Consider the following 18,851-nt stretch of genomic DNA (forward strand, 5'->3'; position numbering starts at 1 on the left):
AACAAAAACCACGGCTGAATGTAAACTCAGCCGTGTTTTTTTACGTCTTAACAAATATCTTTTCTGTTCATGAAAGTATGTGACAAATGCACAAAATTGCCGCACCAAAACTGTGCAAACAAATGATTTATATTTTAATTTGGCAACAATTCTGCAATTGTTGCATTTTTTATGCAACAAAACACCTCTTTTTCGGGATAAGTAGGAGGTGATAAACATGGAAGCAGTAATAGCGGCGTTCATAGCGGCGGCCGCCAGCATAGCCTGCCAGCTTATAATAGCTCGTTCGGGAGCTAAAGAAAACAAAAAATCACAGGAAGCCACCGAACGGCTTATTATATATAGAATAGATAGGCTGGAACAAACAGTTTCCGAGCATAACGCACTCATCTCAAGAATGGCGGCAGCGGAACAAAAGATAACAGACATGGAAAGGGAGAGATATTCATGAAAGAAAAACTCGCAAAGCTCATTGACGTAAAATCGCTTGTCACACTGCTTATGACAAGCGTGTTCTGTATCCTCACGCTGAAAGGGATAGTCAGCGGAGAGCAGTTCATCACAGTTTTCACCGTGGTGATATCATTTTACTTTGGCGTACAGACGGCAAAAAAATCTGGAGGTGACGGCAATGGAAAAAGCTAAGGGCATAGACGTTTCCCATTGGCAGGGAAAAATTGATTTTGAAAAGGTGAAGTCACAGGGTTACAGCTTTGTGATGATAAACGCAGGCTACGGCAAGTACATCAGTCAAAAAGACGAAAATTTCGAGAAGAACTATGCCGCCGCCAGAAAGGCTGGTCTTAATATCGGCACATACTGGTATTCCTACGCCCTCACAGAAGCCGATGCACTTGCGGAAGCGAAAACTTTTCTTGAAGCGGTCAAAGGCAAAATGTTTGAATATCCCCTCGCCTTTGATATCGAGGACGCTTCCCAAAGCGAACTTCCAAACGCTGCCGTAAACAAAATTATAGAAGCTTTCTGCGACTATCTCGAAAGCAACGGCTACTATGCGGCTGTCTACAGCTACGCAAACTTTTTCAAGCGCAAGGTATCAGACTCCGTAAAAAGCCGCTACGACATTTGGGTGGCACACTTTGACGTTGCAAAGCCTGCCATATCAAACTATGGAATGTGGCAGTATACAAGCAAAGGAACTGTAAATGGTGTTTCCGACCGCTGCGATTGCAACTACGCCTACAAAGACTACCCTGCCATAATGAAGAAAAAGTGCCTTAACCTTTACCCTTCCAACGCAATAGATCTCGATACCACAGGCTACAAAAAAGGCGATAAAGGCAATGGTGTCCTTGCACTGAAATATCTTCTTATGCTTGCAAAGAAAAAGGGTATGCACAATATCAACCTTGATAAAAACGATATTTTCGGTGCAGGTACTCAGAAAGCCATGAACAATATACTCAAAAACCACAGCTATTCACAAAACGGCATAGCAGGCAAGAAATTCATTGACCTCATTGGCAATGAACTTCTAAAATAACCACAAACCATAGCCACACTTGTAGGGGCGAACAACGTTCGCCCGCATATCTTGATACCAATGCCCAAATATAAGCACATAAAAAAGGCTGTACCCTTACGGATACAGCCTTGAATGCTATGCAAAATTTATTAAACCAACTGAATGATAGCCATTTCAGCAGCGTCGCCACGACGTGGTCCGATCTTGATGATCTTTGTATAGCCGCCGTTTCTGCCCTCATATGAAGGTGCAATGTTGTCAAACAGCTTCTTAGCTACGTCTTCCTTAGTTATATAAGAAAGTACCTGACGCTTTGAGTGAAGGTCGCCTGCCTTGCCGAGAGTAATCATTTTCTCAGTCATAGCAGCAACTTCCTTAGCTCTTGTTACAGTGGTTTCAATCTTACCGTTTTCGAGAAGATAAGTAACCATAGCTCTGAGCATTGCTTTTCTCTGGTCGCTAGTTCTTCCCAGCTTTCTTGTGCCTGGCATAGATTTTCACTCCTTACTTTAATTATCGTCCTCTGAATTAAGGTCGTAACCCAATGAATGAAGCTTTTCCTTGACCTCGTCGAATGACTTCTTACCAAGGTTTCTTACCTTCATCATTTCTTCAGCAGACTTTTCAATCAAATCGTTAACCGTGTTAATTCCTGCACGCTTCAGACAGTTAAATGAACGCACAGATAAGTCAAGTTCCTCAATGGTCATCTCAAGGATCTTTTCCTTGCCCTTTTCATCCTTTTCAACCATCATCTCTACAACGTTAGTCTCTTCTGAGAGATCAACAAAGAGATTCAGATGCTCGTTGAGGAGTTTGGCTGCCATTGATACAGCTTCCTTAGCGGAGATAGTACCGTCGGTCCAAACCTCCAATGTCAGCTTATCAAAATCGGTGATCTGTCCAACACGGGTGTTGTCAACCGTGAAGTTCACCTTTAATACAGGCGTATAAATACTGTCTACTGCAATAACACCAATAGGGGCGTTAGGCATAAGCGCCTTGTTCTTTTCCGCAGAAACATATCCACGACCTCTGTCGATGACAATTTCCATATAAAGCTTTGCGCCCGGTCCCAAAGTTGCAATGTGCATATCAGGAACAAGAATGTCCACCTCAGAATCTGTCTTGATGTCGCCGGCAGTGACAACGCACTCGCCCTCGGCCTCAATGTAGATAGTCTTAGGACCCTCGCCGTAAAGCTTTGCAGTTAAACCCTTGAGGTTAAGAATGATCTCAGTAACATCTTCCTTAACTCCGGGAATTGTTGATAGTTCGTGGTGTACACCGTCGATCTTTACCGATGTAACGGCGACGCCTGGCAAAGAGGAGAGCAGTACACGTCTCAGACTATTTCCGAGCGTAATACCATAGCCACGCTCCAGAGGCTCGAGAATAAACTTGCCGTATGTTCCGTTGCTCTTTAGCTCGGCTGTTTCGATTTCAGGCTTTTCTATTTTTTCAAGCATTTAAGACCCTCCTGTTTTCAAACTCGATTGTTTTATATGATCAATAACACATACACTTCCAAAAACATATCAAGTATTTCTCCGATACGCACTCTTGAAGAGTGCATACCGTAAGAACCACTATCAATACATTATTTAGAATACAACTCGACGATGAGGTGCTCCTCGATGTCATAGTCAAGGTCTTCCTTAACAGGCATACGAAGAACCTTAGCTGTCTGGTTGTCCTTGTTTACATCAAGCCATGTAGGAGCTGCCTTTGAAGCGTTAGCCTCAATGATCTGCTTGAACTTCTCGCTCTTCTTGCTGTTTTCCTTAAGTGAGATAACATCGCCTTCCTTGATTCTGTAAGAAGGAATGTCAACTCTCTTGCCGTTAACAAGATAATGACCGTGAACAACGAGCTGACGAGCCTCTCTTCTTGTCATTGAAAGACCCATTCTGTATACAACATTGTCAAGTCTTGACTCGAGAAGAGTAATGAGATTAGCACCGGCCTGACCCTCCATTTTCTCAGCAAGCTCGAACAGGTGACGGAACTGCTTCTCAAGAACGCCATAGATGAACTTGAGCTTCTGCTTTTCCTTAAGCTGCATACCGTATTCTGAAACTTTCTTTCTCTTGTTAGCGTTAGGATCACGCTTTGTTTCCTTAGCGATACCCATAACTGCTGGGCTGATTCCGAGAGATTTACATCTCTTGAGTATTGGTTCTCTATTTACTGCCATGGTAAATACCTCCGTTTTCTAAATGTTATCGGGTCTTAGCCGAATTGCTTACCCGACTTTGAGTAAACTACAAACTCAAATTGTCTTATAAACTATACACGTCTTCTCTTTGGAGGACGGCATCCATTGTGAGGGATCGGAGTTACATCCTTGATAAGTCTAACTTCAAGATCCTCAGACTGCAAAGCTCTGATTGCAGCCTCACGGCCAGCACCAGGTCCCTTTACAAAAACTTCAACGGTCTTAAGGCCATGCTCCTTAGCAGCTCTTGCAGCAGTTTCAGCAGCTGTCTGAGCAGCGAATGGAGTAGACTTCTTAGAACCTCTGAAGCCGAGTCCGCCGGCAGATGCCCAAGAAATAGCATTGCCCTGCATATCTGTAATAGTTACGATAGTGTTGTTAAAAGTAGACTGGATATGAACCTGTCCCTGTTCAATGTTCTTTCTTTCACGACGACGACGAATAGTAGTCTTCTTCTTAGCCTGAGCCATTGTTCACACCCTCCTTACTTCTTCTTATTAGCGATTGTCTTTACAGGACCCTTACGAGTTCTTGCGTTGGTCTTTGTTCTCTGACCTCTAACTGGGAGACCTCTTCTGTGACGAAGACCACGATAACAACCGATTTCTGTCAATCTCTTGATATTGAGCGCAACATTTCTTCTGAGGTCACCCTCAACAGTGATGTTATGGTCAATATATTCACGCAATTTAGCTACATCGTCCTCAGACATATCCTTAACTCTTGTGTCAGGATTTACGCCTGTTTCATTAAGAATCTTAGTAGCAGTTTTCTGACCTATACCATAGATATAAGTAAGAGCAATTTCAATTCTCTTATCCTTTGGCAGGTCGATACCAGCAATACGAGCCATTATTTAGCTGCACCTCCATTATTGGTTTGTTAGCCCTGACGTTGTTTGTGCTTAGGATTCTGGCAGATTACCATAACCTTGCCTTTTCTCTTGATTACCTTGCACTTCTCGCAGATAGGCTTAACTGAAGGTCTTACTTTCATTGAAATACCTCCTTTGAATTTAGCGACAAGAATTAAAAATTCTTAAACTTACGGGAAAGCTTACTTAGCTCTCCATGTGATTCTTCCCTTTGTCAAGTCATACGGTGACATTTCGACCGTTACCTTATCTCCGGGTACGATACGAATATAATTCATACGCAGCTTACCCGAAATATGAGCAAGGATTTTATGACCGTTTGAAAGTTCTACCAGAAACGTTGCATTTGGCTTAGCCTCAATTACCGTTCCCTCAAGTTCGATAACGTCTTCCTTTGACATTAAAAAACCTCCCCATCTAAAAGGTTTTGGTCTGCTGTAACACGGTTTGGGTCAAAACCTTGTATCAGCCGTCTTAATTTCCTGTTTGTCAGTTCATCAGTGCTGATGTTGACGCCCGCAGGTGAAATGTGTTTTATGTTTTTACGCTTTGGCTTTTCAAGCTTACGCTCCTTGCCGTCTGCGATATACACAAAACCGCCGCTGGCAGCTACCGCAACAAAATATCTGCCCTTATCACGGCCTGCGTTCGCAAGCACCACTGAACCGATCGGTATATCTACAACGCTTTTCTCCGTCATACTTTGGTCAGGATAACTGCCCCGTCAGGAGTAACTGCGATTGTATGCTCAAAATGAGCCGCCCACTTTCCGTCTTTTGTCTTGACAGTCCAACCGTCAGGCATTGTCTTGATATCAGCCGTACCCATGTTTATCATAGGCTCTATGGCTATTACCATACCTGCCACAAGTCTGATGCCGTGACCAGCCTTGCCATAGTTTGGAACTTCTGGATCTTCGTGCAGGTTTTTGCCCACACCGTGACCAACGAACTGTCTTACAACGGAATAGCCGTTGTCCTCATTGTATTTCTGAATGGCCGCACCCAAGTCGCCAAGTCTAACGCCCGGCTTTACCATATCTATTGCAAGATACAGACTTTCTTCGGTGGACTTCATCAGAGCCTCTGCCTCAGGGGAAATCTTGCCTACAGCAAAGGTCTTGCAGGAATCTCCGTGATAGCCGTCAATGTAAGCACCAACGTCTACTGAAACTATGTCGCCCTCGCAAAGCTTGCGTGGACCGGGGATACCGTGGATTATCTCATCGTTGACGGAAATGCAGGCTGAGCCTGGAAATCCGCCGTAGCCAAGGAAGCTTGGCTTTGCACCATGAGAAGTGATATATCTGTGAACGACTTTATCAAGTTCGTAGGTAGTCATACCCGGTCTGATAGCCTCGCCCGCAGCGATCAATGCTCCGGCGGTTATTGCGCCCGCCTTCTGCATTTTCTCGATCTCTTTATTGGATTTAACGCATATCATTAAAAACGCCTCGGATCTATGCCTTAACAGCTTCGAGAACAAGCTTTGAAGTGTCCTCTACCTTATCCTGTCCCTCAACAGTAACGAGCTTACCCTGCTTACCGTAGTAATCTTTAAGAGGAGCGGTTGATTTGTGATATGTCTGAAGTCTGCTGATAACTGTTGCAGGCTCGTCGTCCTTACGGATAACGATCGGCTTTCCGCAAACATCGCACACGCCCTCTACCTTTGAAGGCTTGAAAGCTGTGTGGTAAGTAGCGCCACAGTCGAGGCAAACTCTTCTGCCTGAAAGTCTCTGCTGGATAGTCTCGTCAGGAACATATATCTCTATGACCTTGTCTATCTTAACGCCCATAGCGTCAAGAGCCTCAGCCTGAGGAACTGTTCTTGGGAAACCGTCCAGAATGAAACCGTTCTGAGCGTCAGGCTCAGCGATCCTGTCCTTAAGGATACCAATTACGATATCGTCTGATACAAGGTCGCCTGCGTCCATAGCAGCCTTAGCCTTGAGACCGTACTCAGTGCCAGCCTTAACAGCCGCTCTGAGCATATTGCCTGTAGAAATAGTAGGAATGTTCAGAGCCTTGCAGATAACCTCAGCCTGAGTTCCTTTTCCCGCACCGGGAGCACCTAAAAGAATGATATTCATTTTTAACTCCTTTTTATCTCAAACGTAAAGCCTATGGTTTATTCAAGGAAGCCCTTATGATGACGCATCATCATTTGAGATTCCATAGTTCTTGCAGTTTCAAGAGCAACTGATACAACGATGAGTATCGAAGTACCACCCATTGCAATATTCATCTTTGTGATCGAAGTGAAGATAATAGGGAAGATAGCGATTATTCCGAGGAACACAGCTCCTACCAATGTTATCTTTGACAGAACCTTCTTAAGATAATCGGAAGTTGGTCTACCAGGTCTGATACCAGGGATACCGCCGTTGTTCTGTCTGAGGTTGTTTGCGATCTCAAGTGGGTTATACTGCATTGAAACATAGAAATAGTTAAAGCCGATTATCAGCACAAAGTACAGACAAGCGTAGAACGGATGAGTGTACTCGAACCAGTGAAGGAAGTGATCGTAGAAGCTTCCGCTCTTAGGTTCAATGAACATTTTGAGTGTTGAAGGCAGTGACATGAAAGCCATTGCAAAGATGATAGGCATAACGCCGCTCATTGCGATCTTGATCGGAATAAAAGTATTCTGACCGCCGTACTGTTTTCTGCCGACTACTCTCTTAGCGTACTGTATCGGTATTCTTCTTTCAGCCTCGTTCATAAAGATGATAAAGCCTATCATCAGAACGAACACAACAAGGATAGCAATTACGAGAATGATGTTCTTAGCCTCGCCTGTCTTCATGTAATCGAACAGACCGATAACTGCTGAAGGACCTCTTGCAATGATACCTGCGAACAGGAGCATTGAGATACCGTTTCCGATACCCTTCTCGTTTATCTCGTCACCAAGCCAGATCGTCAGTGACGCACCTGCTGTAAAGCAAGCGATAATAACTATCTCTGCGAATATCTTGCTAAAGCCCTCTGTGTAAACACAAGCACCCGCTTTCTTCATGGTGAGGTAATAAGCCCACGCCTGGAAGATAGCAATAGCAAGTGACGCATATTTTGTTATCTTGTTAAGTTTCTTTCTACCCTCAGGGCCTTCCTTCTGGAGTCTTTCCAGCGGTGGGAGAGCGTAGGTCAGAAGCTGAATGATAATTTGTGCATTGATATAAGGTGAAACGGAGAGCGCCAAGAGAGTAGCTTTTGAAAAGTTACCTCCTGACAGAACGTTCAGATAGCTAAAAAAGTCACCTGACGAAGCACTCTGTTCAAACCATGCTGACAATGCGACTGAGTCAAGGTAAGGTACAGGAACTGTACCGCCGACTCTGTAGATGATGATGATGAAAAAAGTAAATAGAAGTTTTTTTCTTAATTCCGGAACTCTCCAGGCATTACGAAATGTCTCTATCACAATTACATCACCTCAACCTTCCCGCCTGCCTTTTCAATCTTTTCCTTAGCAGCTGCTGAGAACTTTGCAGCCTTAACGGTAAGGTTTTTAGTTAATTCGCCGTTTCCGAGGATCTTGACGCCGTCAAGTTCCTTCTTGATGATGCCTGAAGCTTTAAGAAGCTCAGTATCAACAACTGTGCCGTCAACAAATCTATCAAGATCAGATACATTTACGATAGCATACTTTGTTGCGAAAATATTGTTGAATCCACGCTTAGGGATTCTTCTTGCGAGCATTGTCTGTCCGCCTTCAAAGCCCGGTCTTATTCCGCCGCCGGAACGAGCCTTCTGACCCTTGTGTCCCTTGCCTGCGGTCTTTCCGTTACCAGAACCGTGACCTCTGCCCTTGCGCTTGCTCTCCTTTACGGAGCCTGCAACAGGTGATAATTCGTGCAGTTTCATTCAGATTGCACCTCCTTATGCTTCAGTTACTTTAATAAGATGGGAGATAACCTTTACCTTTCCCTTTGTCTGAGGATTGTCAGGCTGACAAGTCTTATCCCCGATTTTTCTGAGACCCAGTGAATTAGCGGTAGCGACCTGCTTATCGCTTCTTCCGTTAAGGCTCTTTATCAGTTCGATGTTTATTGCCATAACTGTTATCCTCCTTAGCCTGTAATTTCTTTAACTGTCTTGCCTCTGAGAGCTGCTACTGTTTCAGCGCTTCTGATGTTAGCAAGACCGCTTATTGTAGCTCTTACTGCGTTGTAAGGATTGTTTGAACGGAGCTGTTTAGCTCTGATATCCTTAATTCCGGCAGCTTCTACAACGGCTCTTACTGTGCCGCCTGCGATAACTCCAGTACCTGGTGCTGCAGGCTTGAGAAGAACCTCGCCTGCACCGAACTTACCGATAATTTCGTGTGGGATCGTTGTTCCCTTAAGTGAAATTCTGATAAGGTTCTTCTTGGCGTCCTGGATTGCCTTTCTGATTGCGTCAGGAACTTCTCCTGATTTACCGATTCCGAAACCTACTACTCCGTTTCCGTCGCCTACTACTACGAGGACTGAGAACTTCATTATACGGCCGCCCTTAACAGTCTTTGATACTCTGTTAATTGCAACGACCTTTTCAGTAAGTTCCATGTTTGAAGCATCTATTAAAGCCAATGTTTACCCTCCTCTTTAGAACTTAAGTCCGCCTTCACGGGCTCCGTCTGCCAACTCCTGAACACGTCCGTGGTAAAGGTAGCCGCCTCTGTCGAATACGACATTCTCGATGCCCTTTGCCTTAGCCGCCTGAGCGATCATTTCGCCGACCTTACGAGCGCCTTCCTTGTTGCCGCCGTTGCCTTCAAAGTCCTTGGACATTGAGGAAGCGCTGCAAAGTGTTACGCCGTTTACGTCGTCGATAACCTGTGCATAAATATGCTTAGAGGAGCGGAATACGTTGAGGCGAGGACAATCAGCTGTTCCGTTGATCTTGTTGCGGACTCTCTGATGTCTTTTTGCTCTTGCCTTAGCCTTGTCAAGCTTTTTAACCATAGTAATTCTCTCCTTTTATTACTTCTTGCTGCCCTTACCAGCCTTACCTTCCTTACGGATAACATACTCGCCTTCGTAACGAATACCCTTACCCTTATAAGGCTCTGGTGGACGCTTCTCACGGATCTCACAAGCAAACTGACCTACTTCCTGCTTGTCGCAACCTGAAATTACGATGTGGTTTGCGTCAGGTACATCGATCTTGATAGTATCTGTTTCAGGTACGATTACCTGATGAGAAAAACCAAGGTTCATAACAAGGTTCTTACCCTGCTTCTGTGCTCTGTAACCTACACCAACGATCTCAAGCTTCTTTGCGAAACCCTCTGTAACACCCTCTACCATGTTGTGTACGAGTGTTCTTGTCAGACCGTGCAGTGACTTGTGGAGCTTATCCTCTGAAGGACGCTCTACTGTGATCACGCCGTCTGCACACTTTATTATCATATCCTTGTGGAACTCTTTTGTGAGTGAACCCTTAGGACCCTTTACTGTAACTACGTTTCCGTCTGCAACAGTAACCTCTACACCTGCAGGAACACTAATTGGCTTAATACCTATTCTTGACATAACTTAGTCCTCCTTACCAGATGAATGCGAGAACTTCTCCGCCGACATTCAGCTCTCTAGCCTTCTTGTCTGTGATAACGCCCTTTGAAGTAGATACGATAGCAATGCCAAGACCCTTTATAACCTTTGGCATATCCTCGCAGCTTGCGTAAATTCTCAGACCAGGCTTTGATACTCTTCTGAGTCCTGTGATGACTGGATTTCTGTTCTCGTCATATTTAAGAGTAATTCTAATGATACCCTGCTTACCGTCTTCAATGATCTTGAAGTCCTTAACGTATCCTTCGTCTACGAGGATCTGTGTGATCGACTTCTTCATATTAGATGCAGGAACGTCAACTGTTGCGTGCTTCGCAGTACTTGCGTTACGGATTCTTGTAAGAAGATCCGCTATTGTATCAGTAATTTGCATGCGTGTTAACCTCCTTTTACCAACTAGCCTTCTTAACTCCCGGAATCTTACCCTCGTGAGCCAACTCTCTGAAACAGATACGGCAAACGCCGAACTTTCTCAGATAAGCGTGAGGTCTTCCGCAGATCTTACATCTGTTGTAAGCACGAGTGGAATATTTAGGCGTAGCCTGCTGTTTGTTGATCATAGCCTTCTTAGCCATTTTTTATCCTCCTCTTACTTATCAGCAAATGGAGCACCCATAAGTGAAAGCAGCTCCTTTGCCTCTTCATCAGTTTTTGCAGTTGTGATAAAGTTGATATCCATACCACGAACCTTATCTATCTTATCGTATTCGATCTCAGGGAAGATCAGCTGCTCCTTAAGACCAGTAGAGTAGTTGCCTCTGCCGTCGAAAGAGTTAGGGTTGATACCTCTGAAATCTCTTACACGAGGAAATGCTACGTTGAAAAGTCTGTCAACGAATTCATACATTTTCTCAGCTCTCAGTGTTACCTTAACACCGATGATCTGTCCGTCTCTGAGCTTGAAGTTAGCAACGGACTTCTTTGCCTTACAAACGATCGGCTTCTGTCCTGTGATAGCAGCCAGATCAGTCATGATAGCGTCGATAACCTTCTTGTTATCCTTATCTGCGCCGCAGCCCACGTTGATAACTACCTTATCAAGCTTTGGGATCTGCATAACGTTAGCGTATTCGAATTTCTTCATCATAGCAGGAGCTACGTCGCTAACATAATATTCTTTAAGTCTAGCCATCGTAATATCCTCCTAATTAAAATTCTTCGCCGCAGTCTGCGTTCTTGCAGACTCTAACTTTAGTACCGTCCTCAAGGAACTTATGAGCGACTCTTGTTGGCTTGCCGCACTTAGGGCAAACTGCCTGTACCTTTGAAGCGTACATTGCAGCCTCAGCCTCAACTATGCCGCCCTGCTCGCCCTGACGTCTTGGCTTAACGTGCTTTGTAGCAATGTTAAGACCCTCAACGATTACCTTTCCCTCCTTAGGGGAAACTTCCAGGACCTTGCCCTTCTTACCCTTGTCCTTACCGGAGAGGATAACGACGGTGTCGCCTGTTTTTACGTGTACCTTATTCATTGTTACGACACCTCCAATTAAAGAACTTCTGGAGCAAGTGAAAGGATCTTCATATAATCCTTCTCTCTGAGCTCCTTAGCTACTGGTCCAAATATACGAGTACCTCTTGGGTTCTTGTCTTCTTTGATAATAACAGCTGCGTTTTCGTCAAAACGGATATATGTGCCGTCTGCACGACGAAGACCCTTAGCTGAACGAACGATTACTGCTTTAACAACGTCGCCCTTTTTAACAACTCCGCCTGGTGTTGCCTTTTTAACAGAACAAACTACAACGTCACCGATGTTTGCATACTTTCTGCGTGTTCCGCCGAGTACCCTGATGCACATAAGCTCCTTTGCTCCGGAGTTATCTGCTACCTTCAGGTAAGTCTGCATTTGTATCACAGTGCGTTCCTCCTTTCAGAATTTAACGTGCGGTCGGCAGAAGTTATCTGCCACCTGCACTATTGCGTTTTAATTACTTAGCCTTCTCAAGAACGTTAACAAGACGCCATCTCTTGTCCTTTGACAGAGGTCTTGTTTCCATAACTTCAACCTTGTCGCCTATATTGCAAACATTGTTTTCGTCATGTGCCTTAAGCTTAACTGTTCTCTTGATGATCTTCTTGTAAAGTGGGTGCTGTACGTTATCCTTGATAGCAACTACGATAGTCTTATCCATCTTGTTGGAAACTACAACGCCAACTCTGGTTTTTCTCAAATTTCTCTCTTCGCTCACAGTTAATCCTCCCTTCGAAAATTACTGAACATTGGACTCTTGCTTACGAATGAATGTCTTTACACGAGCAATATCCTTCTTCACAGCCTGAAGTCTCTTAGGATTCTCCAACTGATTTACAGCGTGCTGGAAACGAAGGTTAAAAAGCTCCTGCTTGAGCTCAGCGAGTTTGCTGTTGAGCTCGTCGACTGTCATATCCTTGATTTCATTAGCCTTCATTATTGCTCACCACCCGTTTCTTGAGTATCTCTTTTAACGAACTTACACTTGATAGGCAGCTTGTGCATTGCAAGACGCATTGCTTCTCTAGCTGTCTCTTCAGGTACTCCTGCGATCTCGAACATTACTCTGCCTGGCTTAACAACGGCTACCCAATACTCAGGTGCGCCCTTACCTTTACCCATTCGAGTTCCAAGAGGCTTTCTTGTTGCAGGCTTATCTGGGAAGATCTTGATCCAAACCTGACCGCCACGCTTGATGTATCTTGTCATTGCGATACGGGCAGCTTCGATCTGATTTGATGTGATCCAAGCAGGCTGAAGAGCCTGAAGACCATACTCACCGTGAGAAACTGTGTTACCTCTCATAGCCTTGCCTGTCATACGGCCGCGGTGCTGTTTTCTGAACTTAACTCTCTTTGGAAGCAGCATTACTTGTTACCTCCCTCTTTTTTAGCCTTATTGAAGTCACGCTTACCATTTCTGTTCTGGCGTCTTCTGTCGTTTGACTCTCTCTTGTCTGAAGCAGCAACTTCGCCCTTAAGAACCTCGCCTCTGTATATCCATACCTTAACGCCGATCCTACCGTAAGTTGTGTGTGCCTCAGCTGTACCATAGTCGATGTCAGCTCTGATCGTCTGAAGTGGAATTGTACCCTCGTGGTATGTTTCTGCTCTAGCGATCTCTGCACCGCCAAGACGGCCGCCGCATCTAACCTTGATACCCTTAGCGCCGAGCTTCATTGCTCTGCCGATAGACTGCTTCATTGCTCTTCTGAATGAGATTCTATCTTCAAGATCGTGTGCGATCTTTTCTGCAACGAGCTGTGCATTGATGTCAGGCTGCTTTACTTCAACGATGTTGATAGCAACGCTCTTGCCGATCATCTTTTCAACGTTTGCACGGAGCTTTTCAATCTCTGCGCCGCCTCTGCCTATTACGATACCAGGCTTTGCACAGTGGATGTGGATTCTTACCTTCTGACCGCCGTCCTTATCGGCAAATCTTTCGATCTCTACTTTTGGAACGCCGGCGTATACGCACTTATCTGCTGGATTCTTTGATCTTGTATTCAGCTCTTTAAGAATAAAGTTACGAACGTTGTAATCCTCAACCAGTGTATCGCCAAAAGTACCCTTTTCTGCAAACCAGCGGGAGTCCCAATTCTTAATCACACCGACACGAAGTCCGTGTGGATTTACTTTCTGTCCCATAGTTTACCTCCTCTTTCAGCTTATTCCTTTTCCTTAAGAACGATCGTAACGTGTGATGTTCTCTTAAGGATTCTATATGCTCTGCCTTGTGCTCTTGGCATGATTCTCTTCATTATCGGTCCTGGACAAACATAGCACTCTGCAACGTAAAGGTTGTTCTTATCCATGTTATGGTTGTTCTCAGCGTTGTGAGCGGCGGACTTCAGAAGCTTCTCAAGATATTCACTTGCAGCCTTTGGTGTATGCTTTACTGTTGCCATTGCAACATCATAGTCTTTTCCTCTGATCAGATCGAGAACGATCTGTACCTTACGAGGAGCAATACGAGCATTTCTCAGAATTGCTTTTGCTTCCATTTGTATTCCTCCTTCCGCACTACTTACCGTTGTTTGAGGTCTTTGAACCTGCATGACCCTTGAATGTTCTTGTTGGAGCGAACTCTCCCAGCTTGTGACCAACCATGTCCTCTGTTACATATACAGGAACGTGCTTACGTCCGTCGTGAACTGCGAATGTGTGACCAACGAATTCAGGGAATATTGTAGAAGCTCTGCTCCATGTCTTGAGCACCTTCTTCTCGCCTGCATCGTTCATTGCCTTAACTCTCTTGTAAAGGACCTCCTGTACGTATGGTCCCTTCTTGACACTTCTACCCATTGATCATCTGCCTCCTTTCAGCATTACTTACCGTTTCTGCGTTTTACGATAAACTTATCGGAGCGATGATGCTTAGCACGGGTCTTGTATCCCATTGTAGGCTTACCCCAAGGTGTAACTGGAGTTGGTCTACCAACTGGAGCACGACCCTCACCACCACCGTGTGGGTGATCGCATGGGTTCATTACAGAACCTCTAACGGTAGGTCTCCAGCCCATATGACGCTTTCTACCTGCCTTACCGATATTTACGTTCTCATGGTCGATGTTTCCTACCTGACCGATTGTAGCCATGCAGTTTACAGGGACCTTTCTCATCTCGCCTGAAGGAAGTCTTACAAGTGCGTAGTTGTCTTCCTTACCCATGAGCTGAGCCATGTTTCCTGCTGAACGAACGAGCTGTGCGCCCTTACCAGGATAAAGCTCGATGTTGTGAATGAAAGTACCAACAGGAATGTTGATCATTGCAAGTGCATTACCAGGCTTGATGTCTGCGTCTGCGCCTGCTCTGATTACGTCACCAACCTTAAGACCATAAGGTGCGATGATGTATCTCTTCTCGCCGTCCTCATACTCTACAAGAGCAATGAATGCTGAACGGTTTGGATCGTACTCGATAGTAAGAACTGTTGCGTTCATATCGAGTTTGTTTCTCTTAAAATCAATTACACGGTATTTTCTTCTTACTCCGCCGCCTCTGTGACGAACAGTGATTCTACCGTAGCTGTTTCTACCTGAGTTCTTCTTGAGTGGCTCAAGCAGAGACTTACATGGAGCAACCTTTGAAAGCTCGGAATAATCGGTAACTGTCATACCTCTTCTGCCGGCTGTTGTAGGCTTGTAGCTCTTTATTGCCATTTGAAATTCACTCCTTATCTGAGTTTTGCGAAAAGGTCAAAGCGTTTTCACGCCAAGCGCCCTTCCATACTTACGTCCTGCGGTGAAATGATGAGCGGTCCTCGCCGCCTCGCAAGACCTTTCCGAAGGCTTCTCGGTATTCATGAAGTTCTTCGGAGCAATGCAGCCTTACGCTGCACCTCTTTTAGAGGATTTAGAACAAGCCCTCGAAGAATTCGATTGTCTTGTCACCCTCAAGAGTAACGATCGCTTTTTTCCAGTCTGGTCTGTAGCCTACGCTTCTTCCCATTCTCTTCTGCTTACCCTTAACGCTGATCGTGTTTACCTTAGCTACCTTTACGTTGAAAAGCTCTTCAACTGCCTTAGCGATCTCGATCTTGTTAGCGTCCTTAGCGACCTTGAAAGTGTATCTGTTAGCCTGAAGTCTGTCCATAGAATCTTCAGTGATAACTGGCTTTAAAATTATATCTTGAGCAGTTCTCATTATGCGTAAACCTCCTCAATCTTCTTTACAGCCTCTGAAGAAACGATAAACTTATCATAGTTCAGAATGTCGTAAACACTGAGAGTATTTACAGTAGCTGTCTTAACGCCAGGAATGTTGGCTGCACTCTTGACAACAGTCTTGTCAGACTCTGCTGTAACGATGAGAGCCTTACCCTCAGCACCAAGTGCCTTGAGCATCTCAACAACTGCCTTTGTCTTGTAGCTCTCGAGCTTGATTGAATCAACAACTACGAGATTCTCGTCAACGACCTTTGTTGAAAGTGCAGACTTCATACCGAGTCTTCTTTCCTTTTTATTAAGTGAATAGCTGTAATCTCTTGGCTTAGGACCGAGAGCAACACCACCGTGTACCCACTGTGGAGCTCTGATAGAACCCTGTCTTGCGTGACCTGTTCCCTTCTGTCTCCATGGCTTTCTACCACCGCCTCTTACTTCTGTTCTTGTAAGAGTTGACTGTGTGCCCTGTCTCTGGTTAGCAAGATAATTTACAACCATAGCGTGCATGATAGCCTTGTTTGGCTCGATACCGAAAATAGCATCGTTAAGCTCAGTGTCGGCAACCTTTTTGCCTGTCATATCAAATACTGAAATCTGTGACATTATGATTCCTCCTTCCACTAAGCCTTCTTAACGCAGTCGCAAATTGTAACTGTACCGTTCTTTGGTCCAGGAATTGCGCCCTTGATTGCGATAAGATTGTTTTCTGCGTCTACCTTGACGATCTCAAGATTCTGTACAGTTACCTTTACGTTACCGTACTGACCAGGCATACCCTTGCCCTTGAAGATTCTTGAAGGTGATGAACAAGCACCCATAGAACCTGCGTGTCTGTGTACAGGACCTGTACCGTGAGTTTCCTTAAGTCTTGAGTTGTTGTGACGCTTGATCGTACCGGAGAATCCGTGACCCTTGCTTGTACCGCTGACATCAACGATGTCGCCTGCAGCAAATGTGTCAGCCTTTACGATATCTCCAACATTAAGAGCTGATGTGTCAGCAAGTCTGAACTCCTTAAGAGTTCTCTTCATTGCAACGTCAGCCTTCTTGAAGTGACCCTGAAGAGGCTTGTTTACTCTCTTCGCTCTGATGTCGCCATAGCCAAGCTGAACAGCCTCATAGCCGTCATTCTCAACTGTCTTCTTCTGAACGACAACGCAAGGACCAGCTTCAACAACTGTTACAGGAATTACTTTTCCTGCTTCATCGAAAATCTGTGTCATACCGATTTTCTTACCGATGATTCCCTTTTGCATTATGTTTTCCTCCTATGTGGTTATTGGTCGGACTTGTCCGACGTGACCTGCGTGTTAAATGTTTTTTGAGATCGCACGCGATCTCATTTGGAGATTACTTGATCTCCATAACAATGTTAACGCCTGCAGGAAGTTCAAGATTTTCAAGAGCTGCTGTTGTTTCCTTTGTAGGTCTCAGAACATCGATAAGTCTCTTGTGAGTTCTCATCTCGAACTGCTCACGGCTATCCTTGTACTTGTGTACAGCTCTGAGGATAGTGATTACCTCTTTGTCTGTAGGAAGTGGGATAGGACCTGAAACCTGTGCGCCTGAACGCTTAACAGCCTCAACGATCTTTGCTGCAGCTGCGTCTACAACCGCATGCTCGTAACCCTTGATCTTGATTCTGATCTTTTCATTGACTGCCACTTAAATCGCCTCCTTGTGCAAATTAAAAAAGTTTAGGGGGCAGCTTTCTTTCACTCAAGCCTCAGTCAATTGCGTAAATGATCGAGGCGTGCCGATCGCTTACGCAATTGACAGGTTCGAGCTTTAAAAGCTTTCTGTTGATACCCGTTTACACTCTGCCGTGTGTTCCCTGCCGTTCTCATAAAAAATTCCGAAACCCGCAAGGCTTTCGGACTCAGAAAACAGCGCACACAGCATCACACATACTCACGCTAAAGCAGACCTTGTCCGCTATCGCAAGAAGCATAAGCACATACTGTGTTCGGTATTAACAGTCGCCCGGTTTAAAATCGGACATACTCCACGGAAATTACCTGACCAACTGTCAGCAACCTTCCGCTTCATCGCATATCATCATCGTGTACATTAAATACACTGTGCAGTCACGCAAGTATTATTATACACTACTTTTACCCCATTTGCAAGCGGTTACAGACAAATTACAATATAGAATTTTCACTGACTTCTCAACGTGTTTATATGCACATTGCACAAATTTCACTATGAGTATCATTTGCCGCTACATTTTATTCATATTCGTTGTAAAAGTCGGTTTTTCGGGGCTTTAGCAGGGTAAAATGCTACTATTTATCGCAATAATTTTGCTATCGCAAAAAGAACGGGCGACCACAGGTCGCCCTTACAAGAGGTATGGTATAGGGGGACAGCGTCCTCGACGTCCCATTTTGCTGTATCATGTTATACAAAGTTTATATTACGCCACTTCGTCAGTGTCATAGTACGCCTTGACCTTCTCTTCCGTTTCATCGGTGATCGTCTTTTTGATCTCTGTTTCCTCATCGCTGAATATAAGATCAGCAAGCTCAGAGGGGATAGTTTCCCTGATCGAGCCTTCATACATTGCTCCGCCTCTTGGCTCCCACATCTTGGTCATTGTCCAATTGTCGTCCTGCTTTTTAAAGTCCAACATTCTTACGACCAGACCGCCGCTGTACATATTGCCCGCACCTTTATAATGTCCGTCATTGCTCAGTATATAGACCTTGCAGGTCTCATCGTTGATACTCTGCACGCCCATAAGATAATGGGATTCCACAAAAAAGTCGTTTTTGCCTGCATTCTCATAGTCATTTGCTTCGCCTCTATTGTATGTGCGCATTATTACCGCATTTGAGATATCCTCGTCAGTGAGACCCTCTGGCAGTTGGTGGACGACCTCCGCATCACAGCCCTTATAAAAATAGTATCCCCATATGCCGTGAGTTTTGTAATAAAACGTCACGATTTTCAGCCCCCAACATATGACCAGCGCCGCTATCAGCGCAAGGAATATCAGCAGCTTTATATGCACTTTCTTTTTCGGCTCTTCATAAGCTACGTTTGTTTCTTTATTTGCATCGTTCATA

At 44.8% G+C, this 18,851-nt stretch carries 36 protein-coding genes; 3 read left to right on the top strand and 33 right to left on the bottom strand.

Annotated features, from left to right (window positions below; translation table 11 throughout):
- Positions 1-217: 217 nt before the first annotated feature.
- The 3 genes from AB5627_RS00355 to AB5627_RS00365 are packed head-to-tail and all read left to right on the top strand — an operon-like array spanning position 218 to position 1,504.
- Positions 218-451: a hypothetical protein gene (locus tag AB5627_RS00355; RefSeq protein WP_038672626.1), complete on the top strand. Its 234-nt coding sequence runs from the start codon at positions 218-220 to the stop codon at positions 449-451.
- Positions 448-645, top strand: a complete 198-nt coding sequence (locus tag AB5627_RS00360) for a hypothetical protein (protein ID WP_038672628.1) — start codon at positions 448-450, stop codon at positions 643-645. Before AB5627_RS00355 ends, AB5627_RS00360 begins: the two co-directional genes overlap by 4 nt.
- Positions 632-1,504 (top strand): glycoside hydrolase family 25 protein, encoded by an 873-nt coding sequence (locus tag AB5627_RS00365; protein ID WP_038672629.1) that lies wholly within the window; start codon positions 632-634, stop codon positions 1,502-1,504. The genes AB5627_RS00360 and AB5627_RS00365 overlap by 14 nt, the downstream gene beginning before the upstream one ends.
- Before the next feature lie 131 nt (positions 1,505-1,635).
- On the opposite strand, the gene rplQ is transcribed toward AB5627_RS00365, so the two are convergent.
- From rplQ to AB5627_RS00530, 33 genes are all read right to left on the bottom strand, one after another.
- Positions 1,636-1,977: a 50S ribosomal protein L17 gene (gene rplQ, locus AB5627_RS00370; protein ID WP_046441741.1), complete on the bottom strand. Its 342-nt coding sequence runs from the start codon at positions 1,975-1,977 to the stop codon at positions 1,636-1,638.
- A gap of 18 nt (positions 1,978-1,995) precedes the next feature.
- Positions 1,996-2,955 (bottom strand): DNA-directed RNA polymerase subunit alpha, encoded by a 960-nt coding sequence (locus AB5627_RS00375; protein WP_022286969.1) that lies wholly within the window; start codon positions 2,953-2,955, stop codon positions 1,996-1,998.
- 131 nt (positions 2,956-3,086) lie between these two features.
- Positions 3,087-3,683 carry a 30S ribosomal protein S4 gene (gene rpsD, locus AB5627_RS00380; RefSeq protein ID WP_022286970.1) on the bottom strand — a complete coding sequence of 199 codons (597 nt, stop codon included), beginning with the start codon at positions 3,681-3,683 and terminating at the stop codon, positions 3,087-3,089.
- 92 nt (positions 3,684-3,775) lie between these two features.
- Positions 3,776-4,174: a 30S ribosomal protein S11 gene (gene rpsK, locus AB5627_RS00385; protein ID WP_022286971.1), complete on the bottom strand. Its 399-nt coding sequence runs from the start codon at positions 4,172-4,174 to the stop codon at positions 3,776-3,778.
- 14 nt (positions 4,175-4,188) lie between these two features.
- The gene (gene rpsM / locus AB5627_RS00390; RefSeq protein ID WP_022286972.1) at positions 4,189-4,557 is read right to left on the bottom strand and encodes a 30S ribosomal protein S13; all 369 of its coding nucleotides are present in this window, start codon (positions 4,555-4,557) and stop codon (positions 4,189-4,191) included.
- Between the two features lie 29 nt (positions 4,558-4,586).
- Positions 4,587-4,700 (bottom strand): 50S ribosomal protein L36, encoded by a 114-nt coding sequence (gene rpmJ / locus AB5627_RS00395; protein WP_022286973.1) that lies wholly within the window; start codon positions 4,698-4,700, stop codon positions 4,587-4,589.
- 60 nt (positions 4,701-4,760) lie between these two features.
- Positions 4,761-4,979 carry a translation initiation factor IF-1 gene (gene infA / locus AB5627_RS00400; RefSeq protein ID WP_022286974.1) on the bottom strand — a complete coding sequence of 73 codons (219 nt, stop codon included), beginning with the start codon at positions 4,977-4,979 and terminating at the stop codon, positions 4,761-4,763.
- Entirely contained in the window at positions 4,979-5,278 is a 300-nt protein-coding gene (locus AB5627_RS00405; protein WP_022286975.1) for a KOW domain-containing RNA-binding protein, read from the bottom strand. The genes infA and AB5627_RS00405 overlap by 1 nt, the downstream gene beginning before the upstream one ends.
- Positions 5,275-6,021, bottom strand: a complete 747-nt coding sequence (gene map, locus AB5627_RS00410) for a type I methionyl aminopeptidase (protein WP_022286976.1) — start codon at positions 6,019-6,021, stop codon at positions 5,275-5,277. The genes AB5627_RS00405 and map overlap by 4 nt, the downstream gene beginning before the upstream one ends.
- Positions 6,022-6,037: 16 nt before the next feature.
- On the bottom strand, positions 6,038-6,670 hold the full coding sequence (locus AB5627_RS00415; RefSeq protein ID WP_022286977.1) for an adenylate kinase: 633 nt from the start codon (positions 6,668-6,670) through the stop codon (positions 6,038-6,040).
- Positions 6,671-6,708: 38 nt separating this feature from the next.
- Positions 6,709-8,004 carry a preprotein translocase subunit SecY gene (secY, locus tag AB5627_RS00420; RefSeq protein WP_022286978.1) on the bottom strand — a complete coding sequence of 432 codons (1,296 nt, stop codon included), beginning with the start codon at positions 8,002-8,004 and terminating at the stop codon, positions 6,709-6,711.
- Positions 8,005-8,006: 2 nt separating this feature from the next.
- Positions 8,007-8,447: a 50S ribosomal protein L15 gene (gene rplO, locus AB5627_RS00425; protein WP_022286979.1), complete on the bottom strand. Its 441-nt coding sequence runs from the start codon at positions 8,445-8,447 to the stop codon at positions 8,007-8,009.
- Positions 8,448-8,462: 15 nt separating this feature from the next.
- Complete coding sequence (gene rpmD / locus AB5627_RS00430; protein ID WP_022286980.1) at positions 8,463-8,639, bottom strand: 50S ribosomal protein L30; 177 nt, start codon at positions 8,637-8,639, stop codon at positions 8,463-8,465.
- A gap of 14 nt (positions 8,640-8,653) precedes the next feature.
- Positions 8,654-9,154 (bottom strand): 30S ribosomal protein S5, encoded by a 501-nt coding sequence (gene rpsE, locus AB5627_RS00435; protein WP_022286981.1) that lies wholly within the window; start codon positions 9,152-9,154, stop codon positions 8,654-8,656.
- 15 nt (positions 9,155-9,169) lie between these two features.
- Positions 9,170-9,529, bottom strand: a complete 360-nt coding sequence (gene rplR, locus AB5627_RS00440; RefSeq protein ID WP_022286982.1) for a 50S ribosomal protein L18 — start codon at positions 9,527-9,529, stop codon at positions 9,170-9,172.
- 18 nt (positions 9,530-9,547) lie between these two features.
- Entirely contained in the window at positions 9,548-10,099 is a 552-nt protein-coding gene (rplF, locus tag AB5627_RS00445) for a 50S ribosomal protein L6 (RefSeq protein WP_022286983.1), read from the bottom strand.
- Between the two features lie 13 nt (positions 10,100-10,112).
- Positions 10,113-10,511, bottom strand: coding sequence for a 30S ribosomal protein S8 (rpsH, locus tag AB5627_RS00450; protein WP_022286984.1), 399 nt, complete (start codon positions 10,509-10,511; stop codon positions 10,113-10,115).
- 16 nt (positions 10,512-10,527) lie between these two features.
- Positions 10,528-10,713, bottom strand: a complete 186-nt coding sequence (locus AB5627_RS00455) for a type Z 30S ribosomal protein S14 (RefSeq protein ID WP_022286985.1) — start codon at positions 10,711-10,713, stop codon at positions 10,528-10,530.
- Positions 10,714-10,727: 14 nt separating this feature from the next.
- Positions 10,728-11,270 (bottom strand): 50S ribosomal protein L5, encoded by a 543-nt coding sequence (gene rplE / locus AB5627_RS00460; RefSeq protein WP_022286986.1) that lies wholly within the window; start codon positions 11,268-11,270, stop codon positions 10,728-10,730.
- A 16-nt stretch (positions 11,271-11,286) separates the two neighbouring features.
- The gene (gene rplX, locus AB5627_RS00465) at positions 11,287-11,610 is read right to left on the bottom strand and encodes a 50S ribosomal protein L24 (protein WP_022286987.1); all 324 of its coding nucleotides are present in this window, start codon (positions 11,608-11,610) and stop codon (positions 11,287-11,289) included.
- A 17-nt stretch (positions 11,611-11,627) separates the two neighbouring features.
- Positions 11,628-11,996 carry a 50S ribosomal protein L14 gene (gene rplN / locus AB5627_RS00470; RefSeq protein WP_022286988.1) on the bottom strand — a complete coding sequence of 123 codons (369 nt, stop codon included), beginning with the start codon at positions 11,994-11,996 and terminating at the stop codon, positions 11,628-11,630.
- Between the two features lie 73 nt (positions 11,997-12,069).
- The gene (gene rpsQ, locus AB5627_RS00475) at positions 12,070-12,330 is read right to left on the bottom strand and encodes a 30S ribosomal protein S17 (protein WP_022286989.1); all 261 of its coding nucleotides are present in this window, start codon (positions 12,328-12,330) and stop codon (positions 12,070-12,072) included.
- A gap of 21 nt (positions 12,331-12,351) precedes the next feature.
- Positions 12,352-12,549 carry a 50S ribosomal protein L29 gene (gene rpmC / locus AB5627_RS00480; protein WP_022286990.1) on the bottom strand — a complete coding sequence of 66 codons (198 nt, stop codon included), beginning with the start codon at positions 12,547-12,549 and terminating at the stop codon, positions 12,352-12,354.
- A complete protein-coding gene (gene rplP, locus AB5627_RS00485) occupies positions 12,549-12,980 on the bottom strand; it encodes a 50S ribosomal protein L16 (protein WP_022286991.1) in 432 nt (143 codons plus the stop codon). The genes rpmC and rplP overlap by 1 nt, the downstream gene beginning before the upstream one ends.
- Entirely contained in the window at positions 12,980-13,762 is a 783-nt protein-coding gene (gene rpsC / locus AB5627_RS00490; protein WP_022286992.1) for a 30S ribosomal protein S3, read from the bottom strand. Before rpsC ends, rplP begins: the two co-directional genes overlap by 1 nt.
- Positions 13,763-13,782: 20 nt before the next feature.
- Complete coding sequence (rplV, locus tag AB5627_RS00495) at positions 13,783-14,118, bottom strand: 50S ribosomal protein L22 (RefSeq protein WP_022286993.1); 336 nt, start codon at positions 14,116-14,118, stop codon at positions 13,783-13,785.
- A 19-nt stretch (positions 14,119-14,137) separates the two neighbouring features.
- The gene (gene rpsS, locus AB5627_RS00500; protein WP_022286994.1) at positions 14,138-14,419 is read right to left on the bottom strand and encodes a 30S ribosomal protein S19; all 282 of its coding nucleotides are present in this window, start codon (positions 14,417-14,419) and stop codon (positions 14,138-14,140) included.
- Between the two features lie 23 nt (positions 14,420-14,442).
- A complete protein-coding gene (gene rplB, locus AB5627_RS00505) occupies positions 14,443-15,276 on the bottom strand; it encodes a 50S ribosomal protein L2 (protein WP_022286995.1) in 834 nt (277 codons plus the stop codon).
- 193 nt (positions 15,277-15,469) lie between these two features.
- A complete protein-coding gene (rplW, locus tag AB5627_RS00510) occupies positions 15,470-15,760 on the bottom strand; it encodes a 50S ribosomal protein L23 (protein ID WP_038672640.1) in 291 nt (96 codons plus the stop codon).
- Entirely contained in the window at positions 15,760-16,383 is a 624-nt protein-coding gene (gene rplD, locus AB5627_RS00515) for a 50S ribosomal protein L4 (protein WP_038672642.1), read from the bottom strand. The genes rplW and rplD overlap by 1 nt, the downstream gene beginning before the upstream one ends.
- A 17-nt stretch (positions 16,384-16,400) precedes the next feature.
- On the bottom strand, positions 16,401-17,036 hold the full coding sequence (rplC, locus tag AB5627_RS00520; protein ID WP_022286998.1) for a 50S ribosomal protein L3: 636 nt from the start codon (positions 17,034-17,036) through the stop codon (positions 16,401-16,403).
- A 94-nt stretch (positions 17,037-17,130) separates the two neighbouring features.
- Entirely contained in the window at positions 17,131-17,445 is a 315-nt protein-coding gene (rpsJ, locus tag AB5627_RS00525; RefSeq protein WP_022286999.1) for a 30S ribosomal protein S10, read from the bottom strand.
- A 754-nt stretch (positions 17,446-18,199) separates the two neighbouring features.
- The gene (locus AB5627_RS00530) at positions 18,200-18,850 is read right to left on the bottom strand and encodes a hypothetical protein (protein WP_302837660.1); all 651 of its coding nucleotides are present in this window, start codon (positions 18,848-18,850) and stop codon (positions 18,200-18,202) included.
- Position 18,851: the final 1 nt, after the last annotated feature.

It is taken from the genome of Ruminococcus sp. RTP21198st1_G1_RTP21198_201120 (assembly GCF_040924265.1).
GTDB classification, from domain to species: domain Bacteria; phylum Bacillota; class Clostridia; order Oscillospirales; family Ruminococcaceae; genus Hominimerdicola; species Hominimerdicola aceti.